This is a genomic window from Caulobacter segnis, assembly GCF_019931575.1.
Taxonomy (GTDB): domain Bacteria; phylum Pseudomonadota; class Alphaproteobacteria; order Caulobacterales; family Caulobacteraceae; genus Caulobacter; species Caulobacter segnis_C.
In genome coordinates, this window is sequence record NZ_CP082923.1 from 2,505,521 (window position 1) to 2,527,340 (window position 21,820).

Here is a 21,820-nt window from a genome sequence, read left to right on the forward strand (position 1 = left end):
GGACAAGTTCCGGCGCCTTTCGCTTTTCCGGCTAGGGCATAAGCCGCGCCTGCAGCCACAGGATGGCCGGATAGACCGCCAGCCAGGTCCAGAAGAAGCGGTTCAGCCCGAACAGGCAGGCATTGGCCAGGTGGAAGGTCCCAGCCACCACCAGGCCGGCGATCAGGGCCGGCTTCCACAGCAGGGTCAGCGGGAAGGCCAGCTCGAACAGCATCACCGCCCAAGACATCGCCAGCAGCACGCCCGGCCGCCCGGCCCAGGCGCGCAGACCTTCGCTGACCGGATAGGCCGAGAACTGGAAGACGTCGGCCAGCGCCCTGCCCGACCGCCAGTCCGGGTTCACGATCTTCACCGCGCCCGAGATGAAGTAGGACAGGGTCAGCTGCGCGCCCAGATAACCGAAGGCCAGCTCCCGCGAGGCCGGGGTTGGCGCCAGGCTCGCCAGGGTCAGGCACCACAGCGCCAGGAGGCCCATGCGATCGCTGCCGCCGTTGTAGGGGCCCTGGAAACGGTGAAGGATCATCAGCGACAAGGCCGCCAGGGCGACCAGCGGCCAGGGCGACGCCACGCCGGCCACGACCAGCCCGCACAGCACGATCCGCGTCCCGAACAGCACGCGCTCGTTCCGAAAGCCGCGCAGGTGCTCCAGGCTCTGCTGGATCAGGGCCAGGGCCAGCAGGATCTCGGTCAGGCGGACGGCGGCCTCCAGGCTCATTGGCGGCGTCATGCGACCGCGATCTCCGCCAGGCGGCGCGGCGCGGGCTGGAACAGCACCTCGCTCGACACCGCCTCGGCCTCGCGGCTCAGGAAGACCAGCCGAAAACACAGCCAGGGACGCTCGGGGTCCTCGGGTCCGCCGCGCAGATCGGCGGCGATGCGCCTGAAGATCTCGTCCTCGCTATGCGCCGTGGGCGCGTCGGTCAGCCGCTCGGCGCAGCTGACCAGAAACAGGGTCTCGTTCCAGCGCGGGTTCCAGAAGAGACGCGTCAGCATCTCTAGCGGCGGAACCCGCGTGGGACGCGGCCTGAACTCCCGCCAGTCGCCCGAAAGGTCGCCGATCGACTTCAGCCGGGCGTATTCGACGCGCGGCGACGGGGCGATCACGTCGAAGAAGTTCCACGACGGGATCAGCGCCGGCAGGAGCAGCTTCAGGAGGCTGCGCACGGTCCCTCCAGAATCGACGAGCAGGATCCCAGACTATCCGCCGGCGCGTCGCTCGCCCAATGGCCACGCTCGCGGAACGCTGTTATCCTGCCACACGTTTTCGGCTCGATCGCGCCGGAGCCCGGCCGGTCCCGAAACCCAAAGGGGTAAAACCCAACAGAATGGGAGGACTGCAACGTGGCCGCCATCGAACCCGAACTCGACAAGGAAGCCATCCTGATCGCGCATGAGAAGACCTACCACGCCTTCTCGGTGCTGCTGCGCTGGTCCATGCTGGGCCTGGCCTCGGTCATCAGCGGACTGACGGTGTGGTTCGCAACGCCCGGCGGCTTCTGGGGCGGACTCGTGGTCTTCGCGCTCGTCTGGGCGGCCGGTTACTACGGCATGGTCAAGCGCGAGGAACAGCAGCCGCTGGATCCGTGGGTTCCCGGCCGCAAGGGCATCCTCTAGCCGCTTGTCCTGGAGCGCGTTCGGACGGCGAAACCGCGAACACTTTCGCCTAACGCGCTCTACAGCGCCGCATTCACGAACGCCAGCAAGTCGTCCAGCGGCGGCTTGAAGGCGAACTTGAAGCCTCGGCGGAACCTGGCCAGCACCGGCGCCTCCCGCGCCGGGCATGGTGACGCGCAGACATAGCCGCGCCAGTCGACCCCGACCTGGCGGCAGGCCGCTCTTACCCACTGGCTGGTGAAGTTCAGGGGCTGGATTTCCACGACCCGCGCCCCGCGTGGCAGGAACACCGCGTTGGCCAGGGCTGCGCCGCTGGCGCCGACTACGACCTCGGCCTCGCGCATCAGGGCGATCTGCTCGCCGGCGCTTAAAGTCTCCGGGCGGACAATCGTGAAGCCTCGCGCGGCCAGGGCCGTCTCGAAGGCCGCCTCGCCGACCATCACCCGCATCGACTGGCCGCGCCGCGAAAGATAGACGCGCCGCGCGCCCTGACTGGGCGGCGCCCGCTCCAGAACCCGCCCCGCCAAGTCGGCCAGCAGGCCGTTCGGGTGGTGCAGGAAGTGATCCATGCTGGTGGCGAAGACCGCCTTCCTCAGACGCACCACGGGCGCATCGACTTCACGGACCTCGCGGTCCGGAAACACCAAGGCGATCAGGTCGCGCTGCCACGGCGTCAGCCTTGGCGCCAGTATCGGCAGGTCGCCCAGCAGACCAGCCTGGTCCATGGCCAGCAGCGACGGCAGGGCGTCGATGACGAAGTGGCCGTAGTTGAAGCTCGCCCCCCAGGGCAGGAACACCGCGCCGCCCTCCAGGTCAGGCGCGACGGCGGGCGGGGTGAAGCGCGTGGCGTTCTCGCGCAGGCCGGGGATCGCCGACAGATCCTGGGAGCCGTGGCGGACCTCGCCGACCGTGGCGTTGTAGAGCGCGCCGTCCGCGCCGATCAGCGCGCCGAAGCGCGGAAACCACCAGGCCTCGCCGATCGCGCACAGGGCCGGCACATTGACCGGCGGCGAGGCGGCGATGTCGTGGGGCCAGGCGCCAGCCTCGGGACCGCCCAACGTTCCTGGCGGCGCGCCGGCCGAGGCGTCGTGCTCGGGCGTCCAGGCCACGCCGGTCTCGCCCTGCGCGAAATGCTCGCGCAGCTCGGAAACCGGCATGCGCGGCAAATCCTGGGCTTCGACGATGGGGCGCACGGATAGCGACGCGGTCATGCGCCGCTTGGAGCATGACCGGACGCCACTGAAAACCCTCCCCCCCGCCTTATGGACGAGGAGATCTATTTCTTGATCTGGCTCGCCAGGTAATTGCGGATCCCCTCCCCGTACGGTGGGCGCAGCCCCAGCATCGGGGCGATGTCCTTCTTCAACTGCTGGAACACCGCCTTGCGGTGGCTGAACTCGCGGAAGCCGTCGTGGCCGTGATAGGCGCCCATGCCGGCCGGGCCGACGCCGCCGAACGGCAGGTCCTCCTGGGCGACGTGGAAGATCACGTCGTTGACCGTCACCCCGCCGCTGGTGGTGCGCTGGAGCACGCGGTCCTTCTCGGCCTCGTCGGTCCCGAACCAGTAGAGGGCCAGCGGCCGGTCGTGGGCGTTCACATAGTCCACGGCCTCGTCGACGGTCTTGTAGGTCTTCACCGGCAGGAGCGGCCCGAAGATCTCCTCCTGCATCACCTTCATGTCGTCGGTGGGGTCCAGGATCAGGGTCGGGGCGATCTTGCGGTGCTCCTGCTGTGACAGGTCCTCGCCGGCCGGATTGATCTCGACGATCCGCGCGCCCTTGGCCCGAGCGTCGTCGACATAGCCCTTCACGCGGTCGTAGTGGCGCTGGGCGACGACGGCCGTGTAGTCGGGATTGTCCTTGATGGTCGGGAAGTAGCGGCCGACCGCGGCCTTGGCCTCGGCGACGAAGGTCTCGACGTCCTCCTGCGGGGCCAGGACGTAGTCGGGCGCCAGGCAGATCTGGCCAGCGTTCAGGGTCTTGCCGTTCATGATCCGCGCCGCGGCCGTGGCCAGGTCCGCGCCGCGCGACAGGATCACCGGGCTCTTGCCGCCCAGCTCCAGGGTCACGGGCACCAGGTTCTCGGCCGCCGCCCGCATCACGTGCCTGGCCACAGAGGTCGCGCCTGTGAAGACCAGGTGGTCGAAGGCCAGGCCCGCGAAGGCCTGACCGACCTCGGGTCCGCCGACGAACACCGCGACCTCCTCCTCGGAGAAGGCCTCGGCGAACATCGCCTTCAGGAGGTCGGAGGTGGCTGGCGTGTATTCCGACGGCTTGATCATGGCCCGGTTGCCGGCCGCGAAGATCCCGGCCAGCGGCGCGAAGGTCAGGTTGACCGGGAAATTCCAGGGGCTGATCACCCCGACCACGCCCTTGGGCTGCCATTGCACCGTGGCCTTGGCGCCGAACAGCCCCAGGATCGCTGGGGTGGTCTTGCGCTTCTCAGGCCTCATCCACTTGGCGACGTTCTCGCGAGCGAATTTCAGCGGCCCGATCGAGCCGGCGACGTCGGTCAGAGCGGTGGCCTCGGGCGAGCGCGAGCCGAAGTCGGCGTTGACCGCCTTGGCGATCGCGGCCTGATGGCCGATCAGAAGGTCGATGCAGCGATCCAGCCAGGCGATGCGCTTTTCCAGGCTGGGCGGGCCGTCTCGCAGATGCGCGGCTTTTTGGCGCTGCAGGACGTCTTCCATGGTCGCCTTGTGGGCCTCGAAAGACAAATTCACAGGTGCATTCATGGCTTGTCGCTCCTCCCCGGGGCGCCGCCGATCAGCGCGGCGCTCATCTTATCATTGATCACCATGAGCGAGCGTGCGTTCGCGCGCAAGCGAACGTTGTTCGTTCTTAACGGCTCGTAAGAACTCTCCTGTCTAAGCTCCCTTTCCAAGCGATCGGGGCTTCCGCACGGGAAGCGTCGATGGGGGAAGAAGAGATGTCGGACGTCGAAACCACGCTGCGCGGACCTGAGGCTTACAAGATCGCCTCGCGCGCCGTGGAGCTCATGGAGCGTCACCAGGTTTGGCCAACCGCGCTGAACTTCGAGCTGTGGACGCACTATGTGGCCGACCCCGACGGCGCCCTGGCCCGGGAGCTGACCCGCCTGATTTCTCTGGGCGAACCCATGACCGAACTGGTCAGCGAGGAACTCGCCGCGGCCTACCTGCCCAAGGCCCGCCTGAACGAACAGATCCGCGACGCCGGCGACCTGCTGTCCAAGGAACTGGAAGCCGTCGCCAAGGCCATCCAGAACGCCCAGAAGTCGAACGCCGCCTTCGGCAAGGAACTGGCCGGCGCCAGCAAGAGCCTGGACAAGTCGACCGACGTCGAAGCCATCAAGATCGTGGTGGAGAACCTCGCCGAGGCCACCCGCCGCGTGCACAAGGAAAACCAGTCGCTGGAAACGCGCCTGGCCGATTCCACCGCCGAGGTCGAACGCCTGCGCGAGCACCTGGAACAGGTCCGCCGCGACGCCACCACCGACGGCCTGACCAACCTCGCCAACCGCAAGGCCTTCGACGAGGAACTGGACCGCGCCTGCGCCGACGCCGACGACAGCGGCACGACCCTGTGCCTAGCCGTGCTCGACATCGACCACTTCAAGGGCTTCAACGACACCTGGGGCCACCAGACCGGCGACCAGGTCATCCGCTACGTCGCCTCGGTGATCGGCCGCGTCGCCGCCCCGCCGCGCTTCGCCGCCCGCTACGGCGGCGAGGAGTTCGCGATGATCTTCCCGCGCGAGGCTTCGGCCATCGTCGCCACGACCCTGGAAGAGATCCGCGTCGAGGTCTCCTCGCGCATGCTCAAGCGTCGCTCGACCAACGAGGACCTGGGCGCCATCACCATTTCGTCGGGCTTCGCCGAGCGTCGCCCGAACGAGACCGGCCACTCGATCATGGAACGCGCCGACGCGGCGCTCTACGCCTCCAAGCGCGGCGGCCGCAACCGCGTCACGGCGGCGGAAGCCATGCCGGCCTCGGCCAACGCCGCCTGATCTTCCTTCAGCAGAAGACCTACCTTACGCGCCGCCGGTCTCACGATCGGCGGCGTTTCCTTTTGAAGATTCCGCTAGCCTTCCCAAGGGGCAAAGGCGCCTAGACTCCCCGCAACGAGCAAAGGGAGCCAGCGCCATGACCGCCCATGGGGACTATCAGAAGATCCGCGTCTCGACACAGGACGGCGTCGCCACCGTCATCCTCGCCGATCCGAGCACGCTGAACGCGGCCAGCCTCGAGATCGCCCGCGAGCTGATCCACGCCTTCTCGTCCATCGCGGCCGGCAAGATCGCGGCGCGGGCGGTGATCCTGACCGGCGAGGGTCGCGGCTTCTGCTCGGGCGCCAACCTCTCGGGCGGCGGCGCGGCCGGGCGCGAGCTGGACGTCGACGGCAAGCCCGACGCCGGCTCGGCCCTGGAGAACACCTACAACCCGCTGATGACCCTGCTGCGAGACTTCCCGCTGCCGATCGTCACGGCGGTGAACGGGCCGGCGGCGGGTGTCGGCTGCTCGATCGCCCTGATGGGCGACATCATCGTGGCCGCCGAGAGCGCCTATTTCCTGCAGGCCTTCCGTCGCATCGGCCTGGTGCCCGACGGCGGCTCGACCTACCTGCTGCCGCGCCTGATCGGCAAGGCCAGGGCGATGGAGATGATGCTGCTGGGCGACAAGATCCCGGCCGCCACCGCCCTGCAATGGGGCCTCGTCAACCGCTGCGTCCCCGACGAGGAGCTGGTCGGCGCCGCCACGACGATCGCCCTGGAGCTGGCGCGCGGCCCGGCGGCCCTGCAATCCATCCGCAAGCTGGTCTGGGACAGCCTGGACAGCGACTGGACCGGCCAACTTCACGCCGAGCGCAAGGCGCAGAAGTTCGCCGGCAAGACCGAGGACTTCCTGGAGGGCGTCAGCGCCTTCCTCCAAAAGCGCGCGGCGGCGTTCAAGGGGCGCTAGGACCCTTGGCCGGCAGCATGGCCAGGACCGTCTTGGACAGCCTGGCCACCACGTGCGGGCGCGGATCGACGACCTCGGCGATGTCGTAGACCACGGACGCGCCCATCACGGCGGCGATCTCGGAATCGTCGAGGCCGTAGCGCTCCTTCAGCCAGCGCGCCAGACCCGAGGTCGCCATCTTCAGCGCCTCGTCCAGGGTATTGTCGACACCCGAGACCATCACGAACTCGGGGTCCTCGCTCCACGGCTGGCCCAGCGACCGGCCCTTGATCAGCTCGACGGTCAGGCTGACGTCCAGCGAGGTCTCCAGTCCCTGGCCGGTGATCTCGCCATCGCCCTGCAGCGCGTGGCCGTCGCCGAACGACAGCAGCGCCCCGGCGCGGAAGACCGGCAGGTACAGGGTGGCGCCCGCGCCCAGGCGCGAATAGTCCAGATTGCCGCCATGGAACCCCAGGTCGCCCGCCGTCAAGGCCTGGGCGCCCGGCGGGGCGACGCCGATCGAGCCGATCATCGGCTTCAACGGCAAGGCGAAAGCCGACAGCTTCCCGCCGACCACCGGACGTCCCACGTTCCGCTCGCGATCCAGCGCCCAGGTCGAATCCCAGCCGGCGCGCGGCGTCTGGACATGGCCTGCCTGGACGGCTCGGGCGCTCAGACGGCCGCTGGCCATCTTGGCCGTGTCGCGGTTAAGGGCGACGCGGTCGAAGCGGATCACCAGGGTGTCGCCGGGCATGGCGCCGTCTACGTAGAACGGACCGGTCAGGGTGTTGCCGGGCATGCCGCGCCAGGTCAGATCAGCCCCGCGCCCCTCGTTGTCCAGCGTGGTGGTGCGGATCGTGTCGCCCGGCGCGATGTGCAGGACGGGCGGCGCGTCGGGCGAGTAGCGCGTCTGAAAGGTGGTCGGCGCGAAGTCGTGGACCTTGGGCGGACGGCGCCCGGGATCACGCGCGCCGGTCACGGTCATCGAGACGCCGTACAGCGTCCCCTCGCCCGCCAAGCCGTCCTTGCCAGGCCGCAGGGTCAGCGCGCCGACCGCGAGGCTTCCGCGCGACAGGGTCAGGACCAGACGTCCCCCTTCCTCACGGCCGGACACCGACAGGGGCCAGGTCCCGACCTCGTCCAGAGGGCCGGAGGTTCCGGTCACCGCGCCGCCTTCGCCCCGCGTCAGGGTCATGACCGCCGCCGAGCTGCCGCCGGCGAAGCGCGCCGCCAGGTTCCAGGGGCCGGTCCAGTCGACCGAGGCCTGGGCCGCGTACGCGGCGGGCGGCGACAGCAACAGAGCGATCGCCAGCAGACTCGCGCGCAGCATGTTTCCTCGCTCTTACCCTTGCAGGTAAGGCTTGTAGCTCTTCTCCTCGACGATGTCCGAGCCCGCCGCCTCGTTGATGGCGCGCTTGATGGCGGCGCGGCGGTCGTTGTCGATATAGACGCGGCGGGCCAGCGCGACGAAGCCTTCGCCGAAATCCTGGCGGCGTTCGCAGTCACGCTTGCCGTCCTCGATGTCCCAGAGGGCGGCGTTGACGGCCGTCAGTTCCTCGGTCAGGCGGGCGATGTCGGCGGTGTCGGGCAGGTGCTCGCGGGCCGTGGCTTCCAGCAGGGCCAGTTCCTTGCGGACATTGGCCTCCTTGGCCGGATCGCCGATGCGCTGGGCCTTCACCCGCAGGATGGTGATCTTGTCGACCAGTTCGCCCGCCGAGATCGGCGCGAGGATGGACATTCAGGAGGCTCCGGAGACCAGTTTCTGGAGCGCCGACCAGGCCGCGTCGACCGGCAGGGCGCCCATGCCGCTTCCGTAGTCCTCCGCGACCAGCATCTCAAGCCGCTGGGCGGCGGGACGGAACTTCACCGACTTGCGGCGGTCCTGCTGCAGCGACAGCAGGGGCGCGCCGCCGGCGGCCAGCATGTGGCCGGGCCCGGCGTCATTGGCTACGCCCGCCGCCAGGCGCCCGGCCAGGGCGATGACCAGCAGCGACCCCTTCACGCCCGAAAAGCCGTCCGTGCGGTTGCGCTCGGGCTGCAGGGCTTGCGGGATCTCGCGCGCGACGACGGCGGCGTCCTCGGCCTCGTCGGGGCCGAAGAAGAAGACCGGCGTCCAGCCGTTCGCCACAATATCGCGGGCCAGCGCCAGATAGTTCTCCAGCGGCCAGCGCTTGTCCTGGCCGCCGGCGCCGGGCGCCAGGCCCACATAGGTCGGGCCGGCCGGCAGCAGGACCTCGGCGGCCTTCAGGGCGTCGGGATGAGTCAGGGCAAGGGGCATGGGCGCGGCCCGCCCGTCCGTCGCCAGGGCCAGCAGCCGCGCCAGGCGATCGGTGACCGCCACGGGCCAGTCCTGGTCACGCGCATGCTTGGCGGCCGAGACGAAGCGGACACCATCTTGCTTCTTGGCCGCGCCCCGGCGGGCCACGCCGCTCCGGCGCAGGTTCTCCTGGGTGTCGATGACGAGGTCGAACCGGCGGCCGTCGAACGGCTTCACCCACGGCAGGCTGTCCAGCGGCGCGGCGCCGTTGCGGCCTTCCAGGATGACCTCGTCGACATAGCCGGCCACGACGCCCTTCAGCGGGCCGGCATAGACCGTCTCGCCCTTGGCGGCGCACCAGCTGATCCGCGCCTCGGGGAACGCCGCGCGCAGGCCGGCGATGAAAGGCAGCTTGATCAGGCCGTCGCCAATGACCTCGCCCATCGAATAGATCAGAACCGTCTGGACCATGGCCGTGTGTCGCCGCCTGAAAGGCCCGGGTCAATCGCGATCACGGAAATGTAAGTGAACGCTCACTTGCATCTCAACGCCGCCGTGCGATGCTCCCGTTATGAGCGCTAAGCCCCGCATCGAACGCGCCGCCCTCGAAGCCTTTGTTGTCGAAGGCGTCGACGCCACGACGACCAAGACCATCGCCGCCCGCGCCGGCGTCTCCGAGGGGGCGATCTATCGCCACTGGAAGAGCAAGGACGCCCTGGCGGTCGGCCTCTTCATGGACTGCCACCGACGACTTTCCAGGCTGATCGAGGATGAGGCGGCCGCCGCGGATGGGATCAAGGCCAAGGCCGCCGCCCTGGTGAAGGCCTATTGCGCGGTGGCCGACGAGGACTGGCTGCTGTTCTCGTTCCATCTGCTGCAGCTGCACCACTTCCTGCCCTACTACCAGGAGGACGGCCGCGATCCGGTCACCCTGGTCGAGGACGTGATCAAGCGGGCGATGATCAACGCCGAACTACCGCCGGGCGATCCGCGCGTGCTGGCCGCCATGGCCATCGGCGTGATCAGTCAGACCGCCCAGAACAAGGCCTATGGCCGCCTGGGCGACGACGCCCTCTCGGCCCACGCCTCCCTGATGACGGCGGCCGTCCAGGCCGTGCTCTTCGCTCGTTAAGAGAGACTCCGCCCGATGCGCAGCGCGCTGTTCAACGCCTACTACTGGGTCCTGTCGATCTTCTACGGCCTGTCGGCGGCCTTCGCCGCCCTGGCGCCCGGCCGCGACGCCGTCACCTTCGTGTTGCGCCTCTACAGCCGCCGGATGCTGATGACCTTGGACGCCTTGGCCGGCGTGAAGGTCCAGCTGAAGGGGCTGGAGAACCTGCCGCCCGGCCCGTGCATCATCGCCGCCAAGCATCACAGCTGGGGCGACGGCTTCGTGATGTTCGCCAATGTCGAGAACCTCAGCTTCGTCACCGGCGACCACCTGGAGAAGTTTCCCCCGGTCGGGGCGATCCTGAAGAAGTTCGGCGCCATCGTCGTCGACAGCTGCGGCGGGCCCGAGGCTCGCAAGGCGCTATCCGAGAGCGCCGCTCAGGTCGCGGCCGAGGGGCGGCGCATCCTGATCTACCCCGAGGGTCACCTGGCCGCGCCGGGTGAACGGTTCCGTTACCGGACGGGCGTATATTACATGAGCAAGGACTTCGGCCTGCCGGTCATACCGGTGGCGACAAACCTGGGCTGCTTCTGGAAGCAGCAAGAAAAGAAGAAGACCCCGGGAACCGCGACCGTCGAGTTCCTGCCGCCCCTGCCCCGGGGCCTTGAGAAGGACGCGTTCATGCAGCGCATGGAGGCCGTGATCGAAGGCCGGACGAACGAACTGATCGCCCAGGCGACCGGCCGGCCGGTCAAGCCGTCGGTGCTGGTTGAATGGAACGGGCGGACGAACGTGGTGTCGCCGACGGTAGAGGCCGCCGCCCATGGCTGACGATCAACCGATCACCGACAAGGAACGGCAATTCCACGCCTCGGCCGTCATGGGCGTCTGGGGTCTGCTGGCGCTTTTCGGGGCCTATCTGGCGTTGACGTCGATCGCGGTGATGGACGAACCAGGCGCCGCGAAGGATCCGAAGATCGTGATCTTCGTCATCAGCTGCTGGGCGCTTCCGGTGTTCGCCGGCCTGGCCGCCGTTGGCGGCTATCATGGCGTCAAGCACGCCAGGCCGCGCATCGCCCTGCTCACCGCCATTCCCGCGGTCGTGACGCTGCTGGTCTTCGCCAGCGCCTTCGGGGCCTGGTGGACCTAGCCCGGCCCGGGCTCAGTCCAGCGCTTCGGGCGCCGGCTGGATCGTGACGCTCTCGCCGCAGCCGCAGGCGTCGGTCTCGTTGGGATTGTGGAACACGAACTTCGAGGAGAGCTTGGTCACCTCGTAGTCGATCTCGGTTCCGATCAGGAACAGCACGGCCTTGGGCTCGATCAGGATGGTGACGCCCTTGTCCTCGACGACCTCGTCGATCGGGCCCTTCTCCTTGGCGTATTCGAAGACGTATTCCTGGCCCGCGCAGCCGCCGTTCTTCACGCCGACCCGCAGGCCCGCATAGGGCTGGTCCGCCCGATTCATGATCTCCGTCACGCGCGCGGCCGCGGCGTCGGTCAGGGTGACGACCTTGGGGCGCGGGCGGCGGGGACGTGCGGTGATCGCGGTTTCCATGACTCTCGAACCGATCAGAACATGTTCAGTTGCAGCTTGGCCTCGTCGCTCATCCGCGACGGATCCCACGGCGGCTCGAAGACAAGCTCGACATTGCACGACTTCAGGCCGGGGATCTCGAGCACCGCGTCACGCACCCAGCCCGGCATCTCGCCGGCCACCGGGCAGCCCGGCGCGGTCAGCGTCATGTCGATGGCCACGTCCTTCTCGTCGCTGACGTCGACCTTGTAGATCAGACCCAGCTCATAGATGTCGACCGGGATCTCCGGGTCGTAGACGGTCTTCAGCTTTTCAATCAGCTGGTCCGTGATCTTGTTCAGCTCCTCCTGCGAGAGGGCCGAGACAGGCTCGGAAGCGGCGGCGGCGGCGTCGGTCATCGATCGGCTCAACTGAAGAAGCTACGCGCCTTGGCCAGCGCGTCCACGAACGCGTCGGCTTCGGCCTCGGTATTATATAGGGCGAAGGAAGCCCGCGCGCTCGATGTCACCCCGAAACGGCGCATCAGGGGCTCGGCGCAGTGGGTGCCGGCGCGGACGGCCACGCCGTACCGGTCCAGCACCTGGGCGATGTCGTGGGCGTGGGCGCCCTCGACCGTAAACGAAAGCACCGCGCCCTTGCCGGGCGCCTCGCCCAAGATCCGCACGCCGTTGACGCCGCGCAGGCGTTCGGCGACGCGCTCATAGAGGGCGTGCTCGTGGGCGAAGATGGCGTCGCGATCCAGGCCGTTCAGCCATTCGATCGCCGCGCCCAGGCCGACGGCCTCCAGGATCGCCGGGGTGCCGGCCTCGAAGCGGTGCGGCGGATCGGCGTAGGTGATCCTGTCCATGGAGACCGAGCCAATCATCTCGCCGCCGCCCTGGTACGGCGGAAGGGCCGCCAGTCGCTCGGCCTTGCCATAGAGCACGCCGATGCCGGTCGGGCCGTACAGCTTGTGGCCGGAGAAGACGTAGAAATCGACGTCCAGCGCTTCGACGTCGACGCGGGTGTGGACCACGCCCTGGCAGCCGTCCAGCAGCACCGGCGCGCCAGCCGCATGGGCCAGGCGGACGATCTCGGCGACGTCGTTGACCGTGCCCAGCACGTTCGACATGTGGGTGACGGCGACCATCTTGGTGCGCTCGGACAGCAAGCCCTGATAGGCCTCCATGTCCAGGCGCCCGTCGTCCAGCACCGGGATGAACTTCAGCACCACGCCCTTGCGCTCGCGCAGGAAGTGCCACGGCACGATGTTGGCGTGGTGCTCCATCTCGGAGATCACGATCTCGTCGCCGGCGTTCAGGCTGAGGCCGAACGAACTGGCGACCAAGTTCACCGCTTCCGTGGCGCTCTTGGTCCAGACGACCTCGTTGGCCTCGGCATTGATGAAGTTCGCAACGGTTTCACGGGCCTTTTCATAGGCTTCGGTCGTTTCGTTGGCGAGTGTGTGCAGGCCGCGATGGACGTTGGCGTACGAGGTGCGGGCCAGGCCCGTCATGGCGTCCAGCACCACGTCGGGCTTCTGGGCGCTGGCGGCGCTGTCCAGATAGATCAGCGGCTTGCCGTGCACGGTCCGTTGCAGGATCGGGAACTGCTCGCGGATCGCGGCGACGTCGAAGGGCGCGTCGAAAGCCATTACTGCGGGCTCCCGAGCTTGCGGGCGACCCAGGTGGCGGCGATCTCGCGCGCGCCCTCGTGCTCGATCCGCTCGACCACCTCGCCGACGAAGGCGACGGTCAGCATGGCCTTGGCCTCCAGCTCGGGGATGCCGCGCTGGCGGGCGTAGAAGATCGCTTCGTCGTCCAGGGCGCCGATCGTGTTGCCGTGCGCACAAGAAACATCGTCGGCGAAGATCAGCAGCTCGGGCTTGGCGTCGATCTCGGCCTTGTCCGACAGGATCAGGGCGTGGTGGCCCATGCGCGCGTCGGTCTGGTCCGCGCCCGGCGAAACGACGATGCGTCCCTGGAAGACGCCGCGCGCCTGGTCGGCGACCATGCCCTTGGTCAGCTGGCTGGTGACGCCGTCGACGCCCGCGTGGGTGACGACGGTAGTTTGATCGGCGTGGCGCTGGCCATCCAGCAGATAGACGCCATCCAGGCGGACCTGGGCGTGAGCGCCGGGATGGTTGACGCGGGTCTCGATCCGCTGGCGCCGCGCGCCCGACGTCAGGACGGTCTGGGCGTAGGTCGCGCCGGGGGCCAGGTCGACCTCGGCGGTGACGACGTCGATGGCCTCGGCGTCGTCCTCGACCAGGACGATGCGTTCCAGCGAGGCGCCCTCGCCCACGGCGATGTCCAGGGTGACATCGGAGACGTAAGCCCCGGCGCGGCCTTCATGGCTTTCCAGCAGGACCAGACTCTCTCCCGGCTTCACCACCAACGCGTGGCTGGCGGCTTGCGAAGCCTTGTCGGCCAGGGCGACGAAGCGCAGCGCCACGACGCCCGAGGCGACCTCGGCGCAGGAGACGCGGCGGCCGTTGACGAAAACGGTCTGTGCGTCGGTCAGCGCGGCGAACGGGCCAGCGGGAATGTCGCCGTCATGCGCCGGCGCGGCCGCCGGCAGGGCCCGCAGCAAGCCCCGCAGGTCCGTCCAGCGCCAATCCTCGTCGCGCCGCGAGGGCAGCGCGGTCAGGTCGCCGGTCTTGAGGGCGGTCGAAAGGGTCACGCCGCCACGCTCGCGTACTTGTCGTAGCCCTCGGCTTCCAGCTGCAGGGCCAGTTCCGGACCGCCCGAGGCGACGATGCGGCCGGCGGCCAGTACGTGCACCTTGTCGGGTTTGATGTAGTCCAGCAGGCGCTGGTAGTGGGTGATGACCAGCATGCCGCGCTCGGGCGAGCGCAGGGCGTTGACGCCTTCCGAGACGATCTTCAGGGCGTCGATGTCGAGGCCGCTGTCCGTCTCGTCCAGGATCAGGAACTTCGGCGACAGCATGGACATCTGGAAGATCTCCATCCGCTTCTTCTCGCCGCCCGAGAAGCCGACGTTCAGGCCGCGCTTGAGCATCTCGAAGTCGATCTTCAGCGCGGCGGCCTTCTCCTTGGCCAGCTTCAGGAAAGCCGGGGCGGCGATCTCGTCCTCGCCGCGGGCGCGACGCTGGGCGTTCAACGCGGTGCGGATGAAGGTCAGGGCCGGAACGCCGGGGATTTCCAGCGGATACTGGAACGACAGGAACAGGCCCTTGGCGGCCCGCTCGTTGGGCTCGAGCGCCAGCAGGTCGTCGCCGTTCAGGCTGGCCGAACCCTCGGTGACCTCGTAGCCGCCACGGCCGCTCAGCACGTACGACAGGGTCGACTTGCCGGCGCCGTTCGGCCCCATGATGGCGTGGACCTCACCGGCCGGCACGTCCAGCGTGACGCCCTTCAGGATCGGCTTGTCCTCGACGCGGGCATGAAGGTTCTGGATCTTAAGCATGGGTCTCGTCGAATTTTCTGTATTCCGCGTCGTGACCCGCGAAGGTCCCGGCGATGGCGATCTGGCCTTGGATGGCCGCGTTTAACAGCGAAAGATCCTCAGGAGGGATCCAGTATTCCTCGTGCCCGCGCACGCCGGCGGCCCGGTTCTCGTAGGCGTTCATGAAGGCCTTCGAGACCGTGAAGCGCACCACGTAGCCGCGGCGATAGGTCGTGTGGGCGGCGTTCCAGTCGCGGGCCAACTGAGCCGCGAAGACCTCGTCCAGGACCGGACGGAAGATCGGCTGCTCGGGATCGTGCGGCGGGAAGGCCTTCCAGCCCGACTCCCGGATCGCCTGCAACTCCTCCATGCCGACCGGCTGGTAGAGCGTGACGGTCGTCATCCGACGCTGCCCTCCAGGCTGATCGCCACCAGCTTCTGGGCCTCGACGGCGAATTCCATGGGCAGCTGCTGCAGCACGTCCTTGACGAAGCCGTTGACCAGCAAGGCCACGGCCTCTTCCTGGGAAAGGCCGCGCTGCTGGCAGTAGAACAGCTGGTCGTCCGACAGGCGCGTGGTGGTGGCCTCGTGCTCGAACACCGACTGGCCGTTGCGGGCTTCGATGTACGGGACGGTGTGGGCCGCGCAGGTCTTGCCGATGAGCAAGGAGTCGCACTGGGTGAAGTTGCGCGCGCCCTTGGCCTTGGGGTGGGCCGAGACCAGGCCGCGATAGGTGCTAGTCGACTTGCCAGCGCTGATGCCCTTGGCGACGATCCGCGACTTGGTGTTGGCGCCCAGGTGAATCATCTTGGTGCCGGTGTCGGCCTGCTGATGGCCGTTGGTCACGGCGATCGAGTAGAACTCGCCCGACGAACCCTCGCCGCGCAGCACGCAGGACGGATACTTCCAGGTGATGGCCGAGCCGGTCTCGACCTGGGTCCACGACACCTTGGAGCGGTCGCCCCGGCAGTCCGCGCGCTTGGTCACGAAGTTGTAGATGCCGCCCTTGCCGGTCTCGGGATCGCCCGGGTACCAGTTCTGGACCGTGGAGTACTTGATCTCGGCGTCGTCCAGCAGGACGAGCTCGACCACGGCCGCGTGCAGCTGGTTCTCGTCGCGCATCGGGGCCGTGCAGCCCTCCAGGTACGAGACGTAGGCGCCCTTGTCGGCGATGATCAGGGTGCGCTCGAACTGGCCGGAATCCTTGGCGTTGATCCGGAAGTAGGTCGACAGCTCCATCGGGCAGCGCACGCCCGGCGGCACATAGACGAACGAGCCGTCCGAGAACACCGCGCTGTTCAGGCAGGCGAAGTAGTTGTCCGAAGTCGGCACCACGCTGCCCAGGTACTGGCGCACCAGATCGCCGTGCTCGCGGATCGCCTCGCTCATCGAGCAGAAGATGACGCCGGCCTGGGCCAGCTCCTTCTTGAAGGTGGTCACGACGCTGACGCTGTCGAACACCGCGTCCACGGCGTAGCGCGGCGCGCCCTCGACGCCAGCCAGCACGGCCTGCTCCTTCAGCGGAATGCCCAGCTTGGCGTAGGTCGCCAGCAGCTCCGGATCGACCTCGTCCAGGCTCTTGGGGCCGTCCTTGGTCTTGGGCGCGGCGTAGTAGTAGGTGTCCTGGTAGTCGATCTTGGGATAGCTGACCTTGGCCCAGTCAGGCTCTTCCAGCTCGAGCCAGCGACGATAGGCCTCCAGGCGCCAGTCCAGCATCCACTGGGGCTCGTCTTTCTTGGCCGAGATGAAGCGCACGATGTCCTCGGAGAGCCCCTTGGGAGCGAACTCCTGATCGATATCGGTCGTGAAGCCGTGCTCGTATTTCTCGAGCGCGGCGACGGTTTCGACAGTTTCCTTGACCGCGGCCACTACGCCACCTCCCGGCGCCGAGCGCCGATACGCTTCCAGGCGGCGAGCCAGGCGTCGCCACACTTGATCCAATCTGCTTCCGTACTGGCCCAGCCGCCGCTGACACGCAGGGCGAACGGGGCCAGGTCGGTCCGGCCCATGGCTTCCACCACGCGGCTGGCCTTGACCTTGCCCGACGAGCAGGCGCTGCCGGCGCTGACCATCACGCCGGCCAGGTCCATGTTCATGACCTGGACCTCGGAGCCAAAGCCCTCGCCGGCGAAACACAGGGTTTGCGGCAGCCGTTCCGCGCGCTCTCCGAGCACGACCGCGCCTTCCGCCTTGACCCGCTGGGCCAGGGCGTCGCGCCAATGGGCCTGTTCGGCCAGCGAGGCAAGGCCTGCTTGAGCGGCGATAACCGCCGAACCGAACGCGGCGATGCCCGCGACGTTCTCGGTGCCGGCCCGCCGGCCGCGCTCCTGGCCGCCGCCGTGCTGGCGACGGGTGACGGTCGCGCGGGTTCCGGCCACCAGGGCGCCGACGCCCTGCGGTCCGCCCAGCTTGTGGGCCGACAGCGCCATGGTGTCGGCGCCGAGGGCGGAGAAGTCGACGGCGATCTTGCCGGCCGCCTGGACGGCGTCGACGTGCAGCCAGCCGTCACGGGCGCGGACCAGGCTGGAGGCCTCGGCCACCGGCTGGATGACTCCCGTCTCGTTGTTGGCCAGCATCAGGCAGACCAGGGTCTTGCCCGGCTGTTCAAGCGCTTGCGCCAGCCAGTCGAGATCGGCGACGCCGTTCGCATCGACCGGCAGGCTCTCGACCGGCAGGCCAGAGGCCCTGGCCGTCTCGGTCACCGCGTCGTGCTCGATGGCGCTGACGATGATGCGCTCGAAGCCGGCGGCCTTGGCGCTTTCGAGGGCCAGGGCGTTGGCCTCGGTGCCGCCGCTGACGAAGGTGACCGAGCCGGCCGGCACGCCGACCAGGGCCCCGACCTGGGCGCGGGCCCGCTCGACCACATCGCGCGCGGCGCGGCCGGCGGCGTGGACCGACGAGGGATTGGCCGGGCTCTCCAGGGCGCGCAGCAGCGCTTCCCTCGCCTCCGGCCGCAGGGGAGCCGTGGCGTTGTAGTCCAGATAGACCGATGTGCGGGGGATGCTCACTCGGCCGCGATCTCCATGGGACGGCCCACCTTGTCCCCATTGGGACGCAGCTCGCCCTTCAGCACGTCGGCGACGGAAACCGAGGCGAGATAGCCGTGGATCTGGCGGCCCATCTCCTCCCACAGGCCGTGGGTCATGCAGCGTTCGCCGCCGGCCATACAGCCCTTGGCCTGGTTCTTCGACAGGCCGCAGCGCGTGGCGCGCAGCGGCTCGTCGACCGCCAGCACGATGTCGGAAATGAAGGTCTCGCTGGACGCCTTGGCCAGGCGATAGCCGCCGCCGGGGCCTCGGGCGCTGATCACCAGGCCCTTGCGACGCAGGCGCGCGAACAGCTGCTCCAGATAGGAAAGCGAGATCTGTTGACGCGAAGCGATCTCGGCCAGAGCCACGGCGCGGCCCTCGCTTTCGTCCTGGCGCTTGGCCAGGTCGGTCATCGCCATGACCGCGTATCGTCCCTTGGTGCTCAGGCGCATCGCCTTACCCCTTGCAGATTCCGCGCGCATCGGCTTTTGCGTGTGCTACAAGCCGCGACTTCGCGCGCGGGCCCTCCAGCCCGCGAACTGGTTGCGATCTAGGAAGACCAAGCGCAGTAGTCAAGTATTCGGCGACCCAAATCGTCGGATGACGGACCGCTGGCGAGCTCAAGGGAACGACATGCCTGATGTGATTTTGACCGGCGCGTCCGGGCGGATCGAAGGTCGCTACTCTCCGGGCAAGACCGAAACGGCGCCGATCGCGCTGATCCTGCACCCCCACCCCAAGGCTGGCGGCCACATGAACCACCCGGTGGCGGTTCAACTGTACCACCTGTTCATGAAGCGCGGTTTCGCGACCCTACGCTTCAATTTCCGCGGCGTGGGCCGCAGCCAGGGCGAATTCGACGCCGGCATCGGCGAACTGGCCGACGCGGCCACCGCGCTGGACTGGCTGCAGACCTCAAATCCGGCCGCCAGCCAGACCTGGGTCGCCGGCTTCGACTTCGGCGCCTATATCGGCATGCAGCTGCTGATGCGCCGCCCCGAAACGGACGGCTTCATCTCGGTCTCGCCGCCGACCAACATGTACGACTTCAGCTTCCTGGCCCCCTGCCCGGCCTCGGGCCTGTTCCTGACGGGCTCGGCCGACACCATCACCCCGCCGGTCGAGGTGGAACGGGTGGTCACCAAGCTGCGCACCCAGAAGGGCATCACGATCGACTACGAGGTCATCGACAAGGCCACCCACTTCTGGGCCGAGCACCTGCCCAGCGTCGAGAAGAGCGTCAGCGACTATCTCGACAAGCGGCTGGCGGAAAACCCGATCTAGCGAGCTTCACAAGGCCTCCCTCCTGGGAGGCCTTTTTCGTTGTGTCCCATCCCGTTGTGCGTTGCGGCGAGGCGTCACTGGCGTAACAGTGGTCAGCGCCCTATATTTTCACCGATTGATGAATATCAAGCGAGGCGGTGATGCACTACGACATCGTCATCGTCGGCGGGGGCGCCGGCGGACTGGAACTGGCGTCGCGACTGGGCCGCAAGCTCGGTGGCCGGCACGGCAAGCGCCGCGTACTGCTGATCGACCGCTCCAGCTTCCACATCTGGAAGCCGACCCTGCACGAGGTGGCGGCCGGCACGCTGGACGTCCACCAGGAGGGCATTTCCTACTCGATCCTGGGCCGCTCGAACGGCTTCAACTTCCTGCTGGGCGAGCTGGCGACCTTCGATCCCGCCGCCAAGCGCCTGACCCTGAAGGCGATCACCGGCGACGACGGCCAGGTCCTGGCGCCCGAGCGGGCCATCAGCTTCACCTATGGCGTGCTGGCGATCGGCTCCGGCTCGAACCTGTTCGGCACGCCCGGCGCCGAGAAAGCCCACCTGCTGGAGCGCACCGAGGACGCCGAGGCTTTCCACGCCCGGCTGTTGGCCGCCTTCACCAAGGCCTCGTTCTCCGGCGACCGGATCATGCGCGTCGCCATCGTCGGCGGCGGGGCCACGGGCGTCGAACTATCGGCCGAGCTGATCGAGGCCCATCGCGAACTGCTGGGCAGCCTGGGCGACGAGCAGCGCTTCCGCCTGGACATCACCGTGGTCGAGGCCGCGCCCCGGATCCTGAACGGCCTGCCCCAGAAGATCGCCGACAAGGCGACCCTAGCCCTGGAGCGCAAGGGCGTGGCCGTGAAGACCGACGCCAAGGTGCTGGCCGTCCACGCCGACCGGCTGGAGACCAGCCAGGGCGACGTTCCCGCCGACCTGATCGTCTGGGCCGCCGGCATCAAGGCCGCCGAGGCCAATGCCGGCTTTGGCCTCGAGACCAATCGCGGCAACCAGTTCGTGGTCAACGACCGCCTGGAGACCTCCGCCCACGACGTCTGGGCGCTGGGCGACTGCGCCGCCGCGCCGTGGAAGGACGGCAAGACCGTCCCGGCCCGCGCCCAGGCCGCGCACCAGCAGGCCAGCTATCTGGAAAAGGTCCTGCTGGCTCGCCTGCGGCAGGGCCGGATCGAGACGCCGTTCGTCTATCGCGACTTCGGCTCACTGGTTTCGCTGGGCGACAACAAGGGCGTCGGCGCTCTGATGGGCGGGCTGGGCGGCCCGAACTTCTTCGTCGAGGGCCTGATCGCCAAGTGGGCCTACATGTCGCTGCACCTGGACCATCACCGGGCCATCCTGGGCGTCGGCCGCACAGCGACCCTGGCGCTGGCGCGGCTGCTGCAGCAGCGCGTATCGGGCCGGCTGAAGCTTCACTAGCCGCTAGGGCTGGACGATCCGTCCGCCGGTCATCGGCTCCTTCACACCAGTGGTGCCGGGAAAGCTGATCGGCAGCCCCTTGGCCGTGCGGGCCGCCAGATAGGCGAAGGCCTCGGCCTCGATGCTGTCGCCGCGCCAGCCGTAGTCCTCGGCCGTCCTGACCGGCACCGGGGCGCGCTCGGTCAGAACCTTCATGATCTGCGGATTGTGGCGCCCGCCGCCGCAGACGATCAGGGCGCTGGGCCGCGCGCCGTGGTCGAAGGCCTTGATCACGGCTTCGGCGGTGAAGGCCACCAGGGTGGCGGCGGCGTCCTCGGCCGACAGCGGCTCGACCAGATCCAGCGGGAAGTCGTAACGGTCCAGCGACTTGGGCGCGGGGCCGGAGAAGTACGAACTGGCCAGGAACTGGTTCAGGATCCCCTGGTCCACGCGGCCCGAGGCGGCCAGCCGGCCATTCTCGTCGAAGCGGCCCAGGCCCCGCTCCTGCAGCATCAGATCGATCATGCCGTTGCCGGGACCGGTGTCGAAGGCCAGCAGGTCATCGTGATCGTTGATCAGGGTGATGTTGGCCACGCCGCCGATGTTCAGCGCCGCCACGGGCGCGGCAAGGCCCGAGGCCCGGGCGCGGGCGGCGTGATAGATCGGGGCCAGCGGCGCCCCCTGCCCGCCGGCCGCCACGTCGGCGGTGCGGAAGTCGAAGGCGACCGGGCGGCCGCTGGCCTTGGCCAGGCGCTCGGCGTCCAGCAACTGCACGGTCCGGCCGATCCGCTCCGGCGTCGGGCGTTCGTGCAGCACCGTCTGGCCATGCACGCCCAAGAGGTCGAAGTCACTCCAGGACAGGCCGTGCTCGGCCAGGAAACTCTCGGCCGCGTGGATGTGCTCGTCGGCCACGGCGCGGGCGGCCTCGGCGAAGATCTCGGGCTCGGCCTTGTCGCGCGGCCAGCCCCGGGCGATCTCGGTCGCCACCAGCAAAAGGTCGCGGGTTTCGTCGCGCAGCTTGCGCTCGCCCGCCGGGCCGAAGGCCTGGATCTCGTGGCCGTCGGTCTCCAGCATCGCCATGTCGACCGCGTCGAGCGAGGTGCCGGTCATGAATCCAAGGATACGCATGCGCCGTTGACTGCCATGGCCGCGAAACGGTAGCTAGGCCCCATGATCGACGCTTTCGTCCTGGCCCGCCCCTATTACCGCCCGCTGCCATAGCGGGAGGCCGACCAGACACGTCGCAAAGCCCCCGCCTCGCCGGGGTCGCTTCATTCCAGTCGA

At 68.5% G+C, this 21,820-nt stretch carries 26 protein-coding genes; 9 read left to right on the forward strand and 17 right to left on the reverse strand.

What is annotated here, in order from left to right; translation table 11 throughout:
• Positions 1 to 31: 31 nt before the first annotated feature.
• Together K8940_RS11480 and K8940_RS11485 are read right to left on the reverse strand one after the other, a co-directional pair.
• The gene (locus K8940_RS11480) at positions 32 to 727 is read right to left on the reverse strand and encodes an HTTM domain-containing protein (RefSeq protein ID WP_223395610.1); all 696 of its coding nucleotides are present in this window, start codon (positions 725 to 727) and stop codon (positions 32 to 34) included.
• The gene (locus tag K8940_RS11485) at positions 724 to 1,164 is read right to left on the reverse strand and encodes a hypothetical protein (RefSeq protein WP_223395612.1); all 441 of its coding nucleotides are present in this window, start codon (positions 1,162 to 1,164) and stop codon (positions 724 to 726) included. Before K8940_RS11485 ends, K8940_RS11480 begins: the two co-directional genes overlap by 4 nt.
• A gap of 177 nt (positions 1,165 to 1,341) precedes the next feature.
• Between K8940_RS11485 and K8940_RS11490 the strand changes: the two genes are divergently transcribed.
• Positions 1,342 to 1,614, forward strand: a complete 273-nt coding sequence (locus K8940_RS11490; RefSeq protein WP_223395613.1) for a hypothetical protein — start codon at positions 1,342 to 1,344, stop codon at positions 1,612 to 1,614.
• A 59-nt stretch (positions 1,615 to 1,673) separates the two neighbouring features.
• Here K8940_RS11490 and K8940_RS11495 read toward each other — a convergent pair whose 3' ends face one another.
• Entirely contained in the window at positions 1,674 to 2,825 is a 1,152-nt protein-coding gene (locus K8940_RS11495) for a glycosyltransferase family 61 protein (protein WP_223395615.1), read from the reverse strand.
• A 65-nt stretch (positions 2,826 to 2,890) separates the two neighbouring features.
• Positions 2,891 to 4,348 carry a coniferyl aldehyde dehydrogenase gene (locus K8940_RS11500; RefSeq protein WP_223395616.1) on the reverse strand — a complete coding sequence of 486 codons (1,458 nt, stop codon included), beginning with the start codon at positions 4,346 to 4,348 and terminating at the stop codon, positions 2,891 to 2,893.
• 194 nt (positions 4,349 to 4,542) lie between these two features.
• Here K8940_RS11500 and K8940_RS11505 point away from each other — a divergent pair, with 194 nt between their 5' ends.
• The gene (locus K8940_RS11505; protein ID WP_223395617.1) at positions 4,543 to 5,604 is read left to right on the forward strand and encodes a GGDEF domain-containing protein; all 1,062 of its coding nucleotides are present in this window, start codon (positions 4,543 to 4,545) and stop codon (positions 5,602 to 5,604) included.
• A gap of 136 nt (positions 5,605 to 5,740) precedes the next feature.
• The gene (locus K8940_RS11510) at positions 5,741 to 6,556 is read left to right on the forward strand and encodes an enoyl-CoA hydratase/isomerase (RefSeq protein WP_223395619.1); all 816 of its coding nucleotides are present in this window, start codon (positions 5,741 to 5,743) and stop codon (positions 6,554 to 6,556) included.
• Here K8940_RS11510 and K8940_RS11515 read toward each other — a convergent pair.
• From K8940_RS11515 to K8940_RS11525, 3 genes are read right to left on the reverse strand one after another with little or no spacing between them, the layout of a single operon-like run.
• Complete coding sequence (locus K8940_RS11515; RefSeq protein ID WP_223395621.1) at positions 6,543 to 7,865, reverse strand: acetamidase/formamidase family protein; 1,323 nt, start codon at positions 7,863 to 7,865, stop codon at positions 6,543 to 6,545. The two genes, K8940_RS11510 and K8940_RS11515, sit on opposite strands and share 14 nt — an antisense overlap.
• A 12-nt stretch (positions 7,866 to 7,877) precedes the next feature.
• A complete protein-coding gene (locus K8940_RS11520; protein WP_223395624.1) occupies positions 7,878 to 8,273 on the reverse strand; it encodes a DUF6165 family protein in 396 nt (131 codons plus the stop codon).
• Positions 8,274 to 9,263: a glycosyltransferase family 9 protein gene (locus K8940_RS11525; RefSeq protein WP_223395627.1), complete on the reverse strand. Its 990-nt coding sequence runs from the start codon at positions 9,261 to 9,263 to the stop codon at positions 8,274 to 8,276.
• Positions 9,264 to 9,363: 100 nt separating this feature from the next.
• Here K8940_RS11525 and K8940_RS11530 point away from each other — a divergent pair, with 100 nt between their 5' ends.
• From K8940_RS11530 to K8940_RS11540, 3 genes are read left to right on the forward strand one after another with little or no spacing between them, the layout of a single operon-like run.
• Positions 9,364 to 9,924, forward strand: a complete 561-nt coding sequence (locus tag K8940_RS11530; RefSeq protein ID WP_223395630.1) for a TetR/AcrR family transcriptional regulator — start codon at positions 9,364 to 9,366, stop codon at positions 9,922 to 9,924.
• Between the two features lie 15 nt (positions 9,925 to 9,939).
• On the forward strand, positions 9,940 to 10,734 hold the full coding sequence (locus K8940_RS11535; RefSeq protein ID WP_223395632.1) for a lysophospholipid acyltransferase family protein: 795 nt from the start codon (positions 9,940 to 9,942) through the stop codon (positions 10,732 to 10,734).
• Entirely contained in the window at positions 10,727 to 11,053 is a 327-nt protein-coding gene (locus tag K8940_RS11540; RefSeq protein WP_223395635.1) for a hypothetical protein, read from the forward strand. The genes K8940_RS11535 and K8940_RS11540 overlap by 8 nt, the downstream gene beginning before the upstream one ends.
• 12 nt (positions 11,054 to 11,065) lie before the next feature.
• Here the strand turns inward: K8940_RS11540 and K8940_RS11545 are convergent, their stop codons facing one another.
• Genes K8940_RS11545 through K8940_RS11585 form a run of 9 tightly spaced genes read right to left on the reverse strand, consistent with a single transcriptional unit; the run spans position 11,066 to position 18,304 of the window.
• Positions 11,066 to 11,458 (reverse strand): HesB/IscA family protein, encoded by a 393-nt coding sequence (locus tag K8940_RS11545; RefSeq protein ID WP_223395637.1) that lies wholly within the window; start codon positions 11,456 to 11,458, stop codon positions 11,066 to 11,068.
• A 14-nt stretch (positions 11,459 to 11,472) separates the two neighbouring features.
• On the reverse strand, positions 11,473 to 11,835 hold the full coding sequence (locus K8940_RS11550) for an SUF system Fe-S cluster assembly protein (protein WP_223395639.1): 363 nt from the start codon (positions 11,833 to 11,835) through the stop codon (positions 11,473 to 11,475).
• An 8-nt stretch (positions 11,836 to 11,843) separates the two neighbouring features.
• Positions 11,844 to 13,070 carry an aminotransferase class V-fold PLP-dependent enzyme gene (locus tag K8940_RS11555; RefSeq protein ID WP_223395641.1) on the reverse strand — a complete coding sequence of 409 codons (1,227 nt, stop codon included), beginning with the start codon at positions 13,068 to 13,070 and terminating at the stop codon, positions 11,844 to 11,846.
• Entirely contained in the window at positions 13,070 to 14,098 is a 1,029-nt protein-coding gene (gene sufD / locus K8940_RS11560) for a Fe-S cluster assembly protein SufD (protein WP_223395643.1), read from the reverse strand. Before sufD ends, K8940_RS11555 begins: the two co-directional genes overlap by 1 nt.
• Positions 14,095 to 14,844 (reverse strand): Fe-S cluster assembly ATPase SufC, encoded by a 750-nt coding sequence (gene sufC / locus K8940_RS11565; protein WP_223395644.1) that lies wholly within the window; start codon positions 14,842 to 14,844, stop codon positions 14,095 to 14,097. Before sufC ends, sufD begins: the two co-directional genes overlap by 4 nt.
• Positions 14,837 to 15,226 carry a hypothetical protein gene (locus tag K8940_RS11570; protein WP_223395645.1) on the reverse strand — a complete coding sequence of 130 codons (390 nt, stop codon included), beginning with the start codon at positions 15,224 to 15,226 and terminating at the stop codon, positions 14,837 to 14,839. Before K8940_RS11570 ends, sufC begins: the two co-directional genes overlap by 8 nt.
• Positions 15,223 to 16,692 carry a Fe-S cluster assembly protein SufB gene (sufB, locus tag K8940_RS11575; RefSeq protein ID WP_223395647.1) on the reverse strand — a complete coding sequence of 490 codons (1,470 nt, stop codon included), beginning with the start codon at positions 16,690 to 16,692 and terminating at the stop codon, positions 15,223 to 15,225. The genes K8940_RS11570 and sufB overlap by 4 nt, the downstream gene beginning before the upstream one ends.
• Complete coding sequence (locus K8940_RS11580) at positions 16,692 to 17,831, reverse strand: cysteine desulfurase family protein (protein ID WP_223395649.1); 1,140 nt, start codon at positions 17,829 to 17,831, stop codon at positions 16,692 to 16,694. Before K8940_RS11580 ends, sufB begins: the two co-directional genes overlap by 1 nt.
• Positions 17,828 to 18,304 (reverse strand): Rrf2 family transcriptional regulator, encoded by a 477-nt coding sequence (locus tag K8940_RS11585; protein WP_223395651.1) that lies wholly within the window; start codon positions 18,302 to 18,304, stop codon positions 17,828 to 17,830. The genes K8940_RS11580 and K8940_RS11585 overlap by 4 nt, the downstream gene beginning before the upstream one ends.
• A gap of 181 nt (positions 18,305 to 18,485) precedes the next feature.
• On the opposite strand from K8940_RS11585, the gene K8940_RS11590 reads away from it, so the two are divergent.
• The gene (locus K8940_RS11590; protein WP_184719478.1) at positions 18,486 to 19,136 is read left to right on the forward strand and encodes an alpha/beta hydrolase; all 651 of its coding nucleotides are present in this window, start codon (positions 18,486 to 18,488) and stop codon (positions 19,134 to 19,136) included.
• Between the two features lie 140 nt (positions 19,137 to 19,276).
• Positions 19,277 to 20,557 (forward strand): NAD(P)/FAD-dependent oxidoreductase, encoded by a 1,281-nt coding sequence (locus K8940_RS11595; protein ID WP_223395653.1) that lies wholly within the window; start codon positions 19,277 to 19,279, stop codon positions 20,555 to 20,557.
• Positions 20,558 to 20,560: 3 nt separating this feature from the next.
• Here K8940_RS11595 and K8940_RS11600 read toward each other — a convergent pair whose 3' ends face one another.
• Positions 20,561 to 21,664: an anhydro-N-acetylmuramic acid kinase gene (locus tag K8940_RS11600; RefSeq protein ID WP_223395655.1), complete on the reverse strand. Its 1,104-nt coding sequence runs from the start codon at positions 21,662 to 21,664 to the stop codon at positions 20,561 to 20,563.
• Between the two features lie 42 nt (positions 21,665 to 21,706).
• On the opposite strand from K8940_RS11600, the gene K8940_RS11605 reads away from it, so the two are divergent.
• Positions 21,707 to 21,757: a hypothetical protein gene (locus tag K8940_RS11605; protein ID WP_024265744.1), complete on the forward strand. Its 51-nt coding sequence runs from the start codon at positions 21,707 to 21,709 to the stop codon at positions 21,755 to 21,757.
• Positions 21,758 to 21,820 lie beyond the last annotated feature (63 nt).

Bases quoted from the DNA above. Each gene is read 5' to 3' on its own strand.
- K8940_RS11520 (WP_223395624.1), bottom strand. From the start codon at position 8,273: ATGTCCATCCTCGCGCCGATCTCGGCGGGCGAACTGGTCGACAAGATC.
- K8940_RS11600 (WP_223395655.1), bottom strand. From the start codon at position 21,664: ATGCGTATCCTTGGATTCATGACCGGCACCTCGCTCGACGCGGTCGAC.
- K8940_RS11555 (WP_223395641.1), bottom strand. From the start codon at position 13,070: ATGGCTTTCGACGCGCCCTTCGACGTCGCCGCGATCCGCGAGCAGTTC.
- K8940_RS11480 (WP_223395610.1), bottom strand. From the start codon at position 727: ATGACGCCGCCAATGAGCCTGGAGGCCGCCGTCCGCCTGACCGAGATC.
- K8940_RS11535 (WP_223395632.1), top strand. From the start codon at position 9,940: ATGCGCAGCGCGCTGTTCAACGCCTACTACTGGGTCCTGTCGATCTTC.
- K8940_RS11595 (WP_223395653.1), top strand. From the start codon at position 19,277: ATGCACTACGACATCGTCATCGTCGGCGGGGGCGCCGGCGGACTGGAA.
- K8940_RS11590 (WP_184719478.1), top strand. From the start codon at position 18,486: ATGCCTGATGTGATTTTGACCGGCGCGTCCGGGCGGATCGAAGGTCGC.
- K8940_RS11530 (WP_223395630.1), top strand. From the start codon at position 9,364: ATGAGCGCTAAGCCCCGCATCGAACGCGCCGCCCTCGAAGCCTTTGTT.
- K8940_RS11510 (WP_223395619.1), top strand. From the start codon at position 5,741: ATGACCGCCCATGGGGACTATCAGAAGATCCGCGTCTCGACACAGGAC.
- K8940_RS11525 (WP_223395627.1), bottom strand. From the start codon at position 9,263: ATGGTCCAGACGGTTCTGATCTATTCGATGGGCGAGGTCATTGGCGAC.
- K8940_RS11540 (WP_223395635.1), top strand. From the start codon at position 10,727: ATGGCTGACGATCAACCGATCACCGACAAGGAACGGCAATTCCACGCC.
- K8940_RS11550 (WP_223395639.1), bottom strand. From the start codon at position 11,835: ATGACCGACGCCGCCGCCGCCGCTTCCGAGCCTGTCTCGGCCCTCTCG.
- K8940_RS11500 (WP_223395616.1), bottom strand. From the start codon at position 4,348: ATGAATGCACCTGTGAATTTGTCTTTCGAGGCCCACAAGGCGACCATG.
- K8940_RS11495 (WP_223395615.1), bottom strand. From the start codon at position 2,825: ATGACCGCGTCGCTATCCGTGCGCCCCATCGTCGAAGCCCAGGATTTG.
- K8940_RS11505 (WP_223395617.1), top strand. From the start codon at position 4,543: ATGTCGGACGTCGAAACCACGCTGCGCGGACCTGAGGCTTACAAGATC.
- K8940_RS11570 (WP_223395645.1), bottom strand. From the start codon at position 15,226: ATGACGACCGTCACGCTCTACCAGCCGGTCGGCATGGAGGAGTTGCAG.
- K8940_RS11515 (WP_223395621.1), bottom strand. From the start codon at position 7,865: ATGCTGCGCGCGAGTCTGCTGGCGATCGCTCTGTTGCTGTCGCCGCCC.
- K8940_RS11545 (WP_223395637.1), bottom strand. From the start codon at position 11,458: ATGGAAACCGCGATCACCGCACGTCCCCGCCGCCCGCGCCCCAAGGTC.
- K8940_RS11585 (WP_223395651.1), bottom strand. From the start codon at position 18,304: ATGCGCCTGAGCACCAAGGGACGATACGCGGTCATGGCGATGACCGAC.
- sufC (WP_223395644.1), bottom strand. From the start codon at position 14,844: ATGCTTAAGATCCAGAACCTTCATGCCCGCGTCGAGGACAAGCCGATC.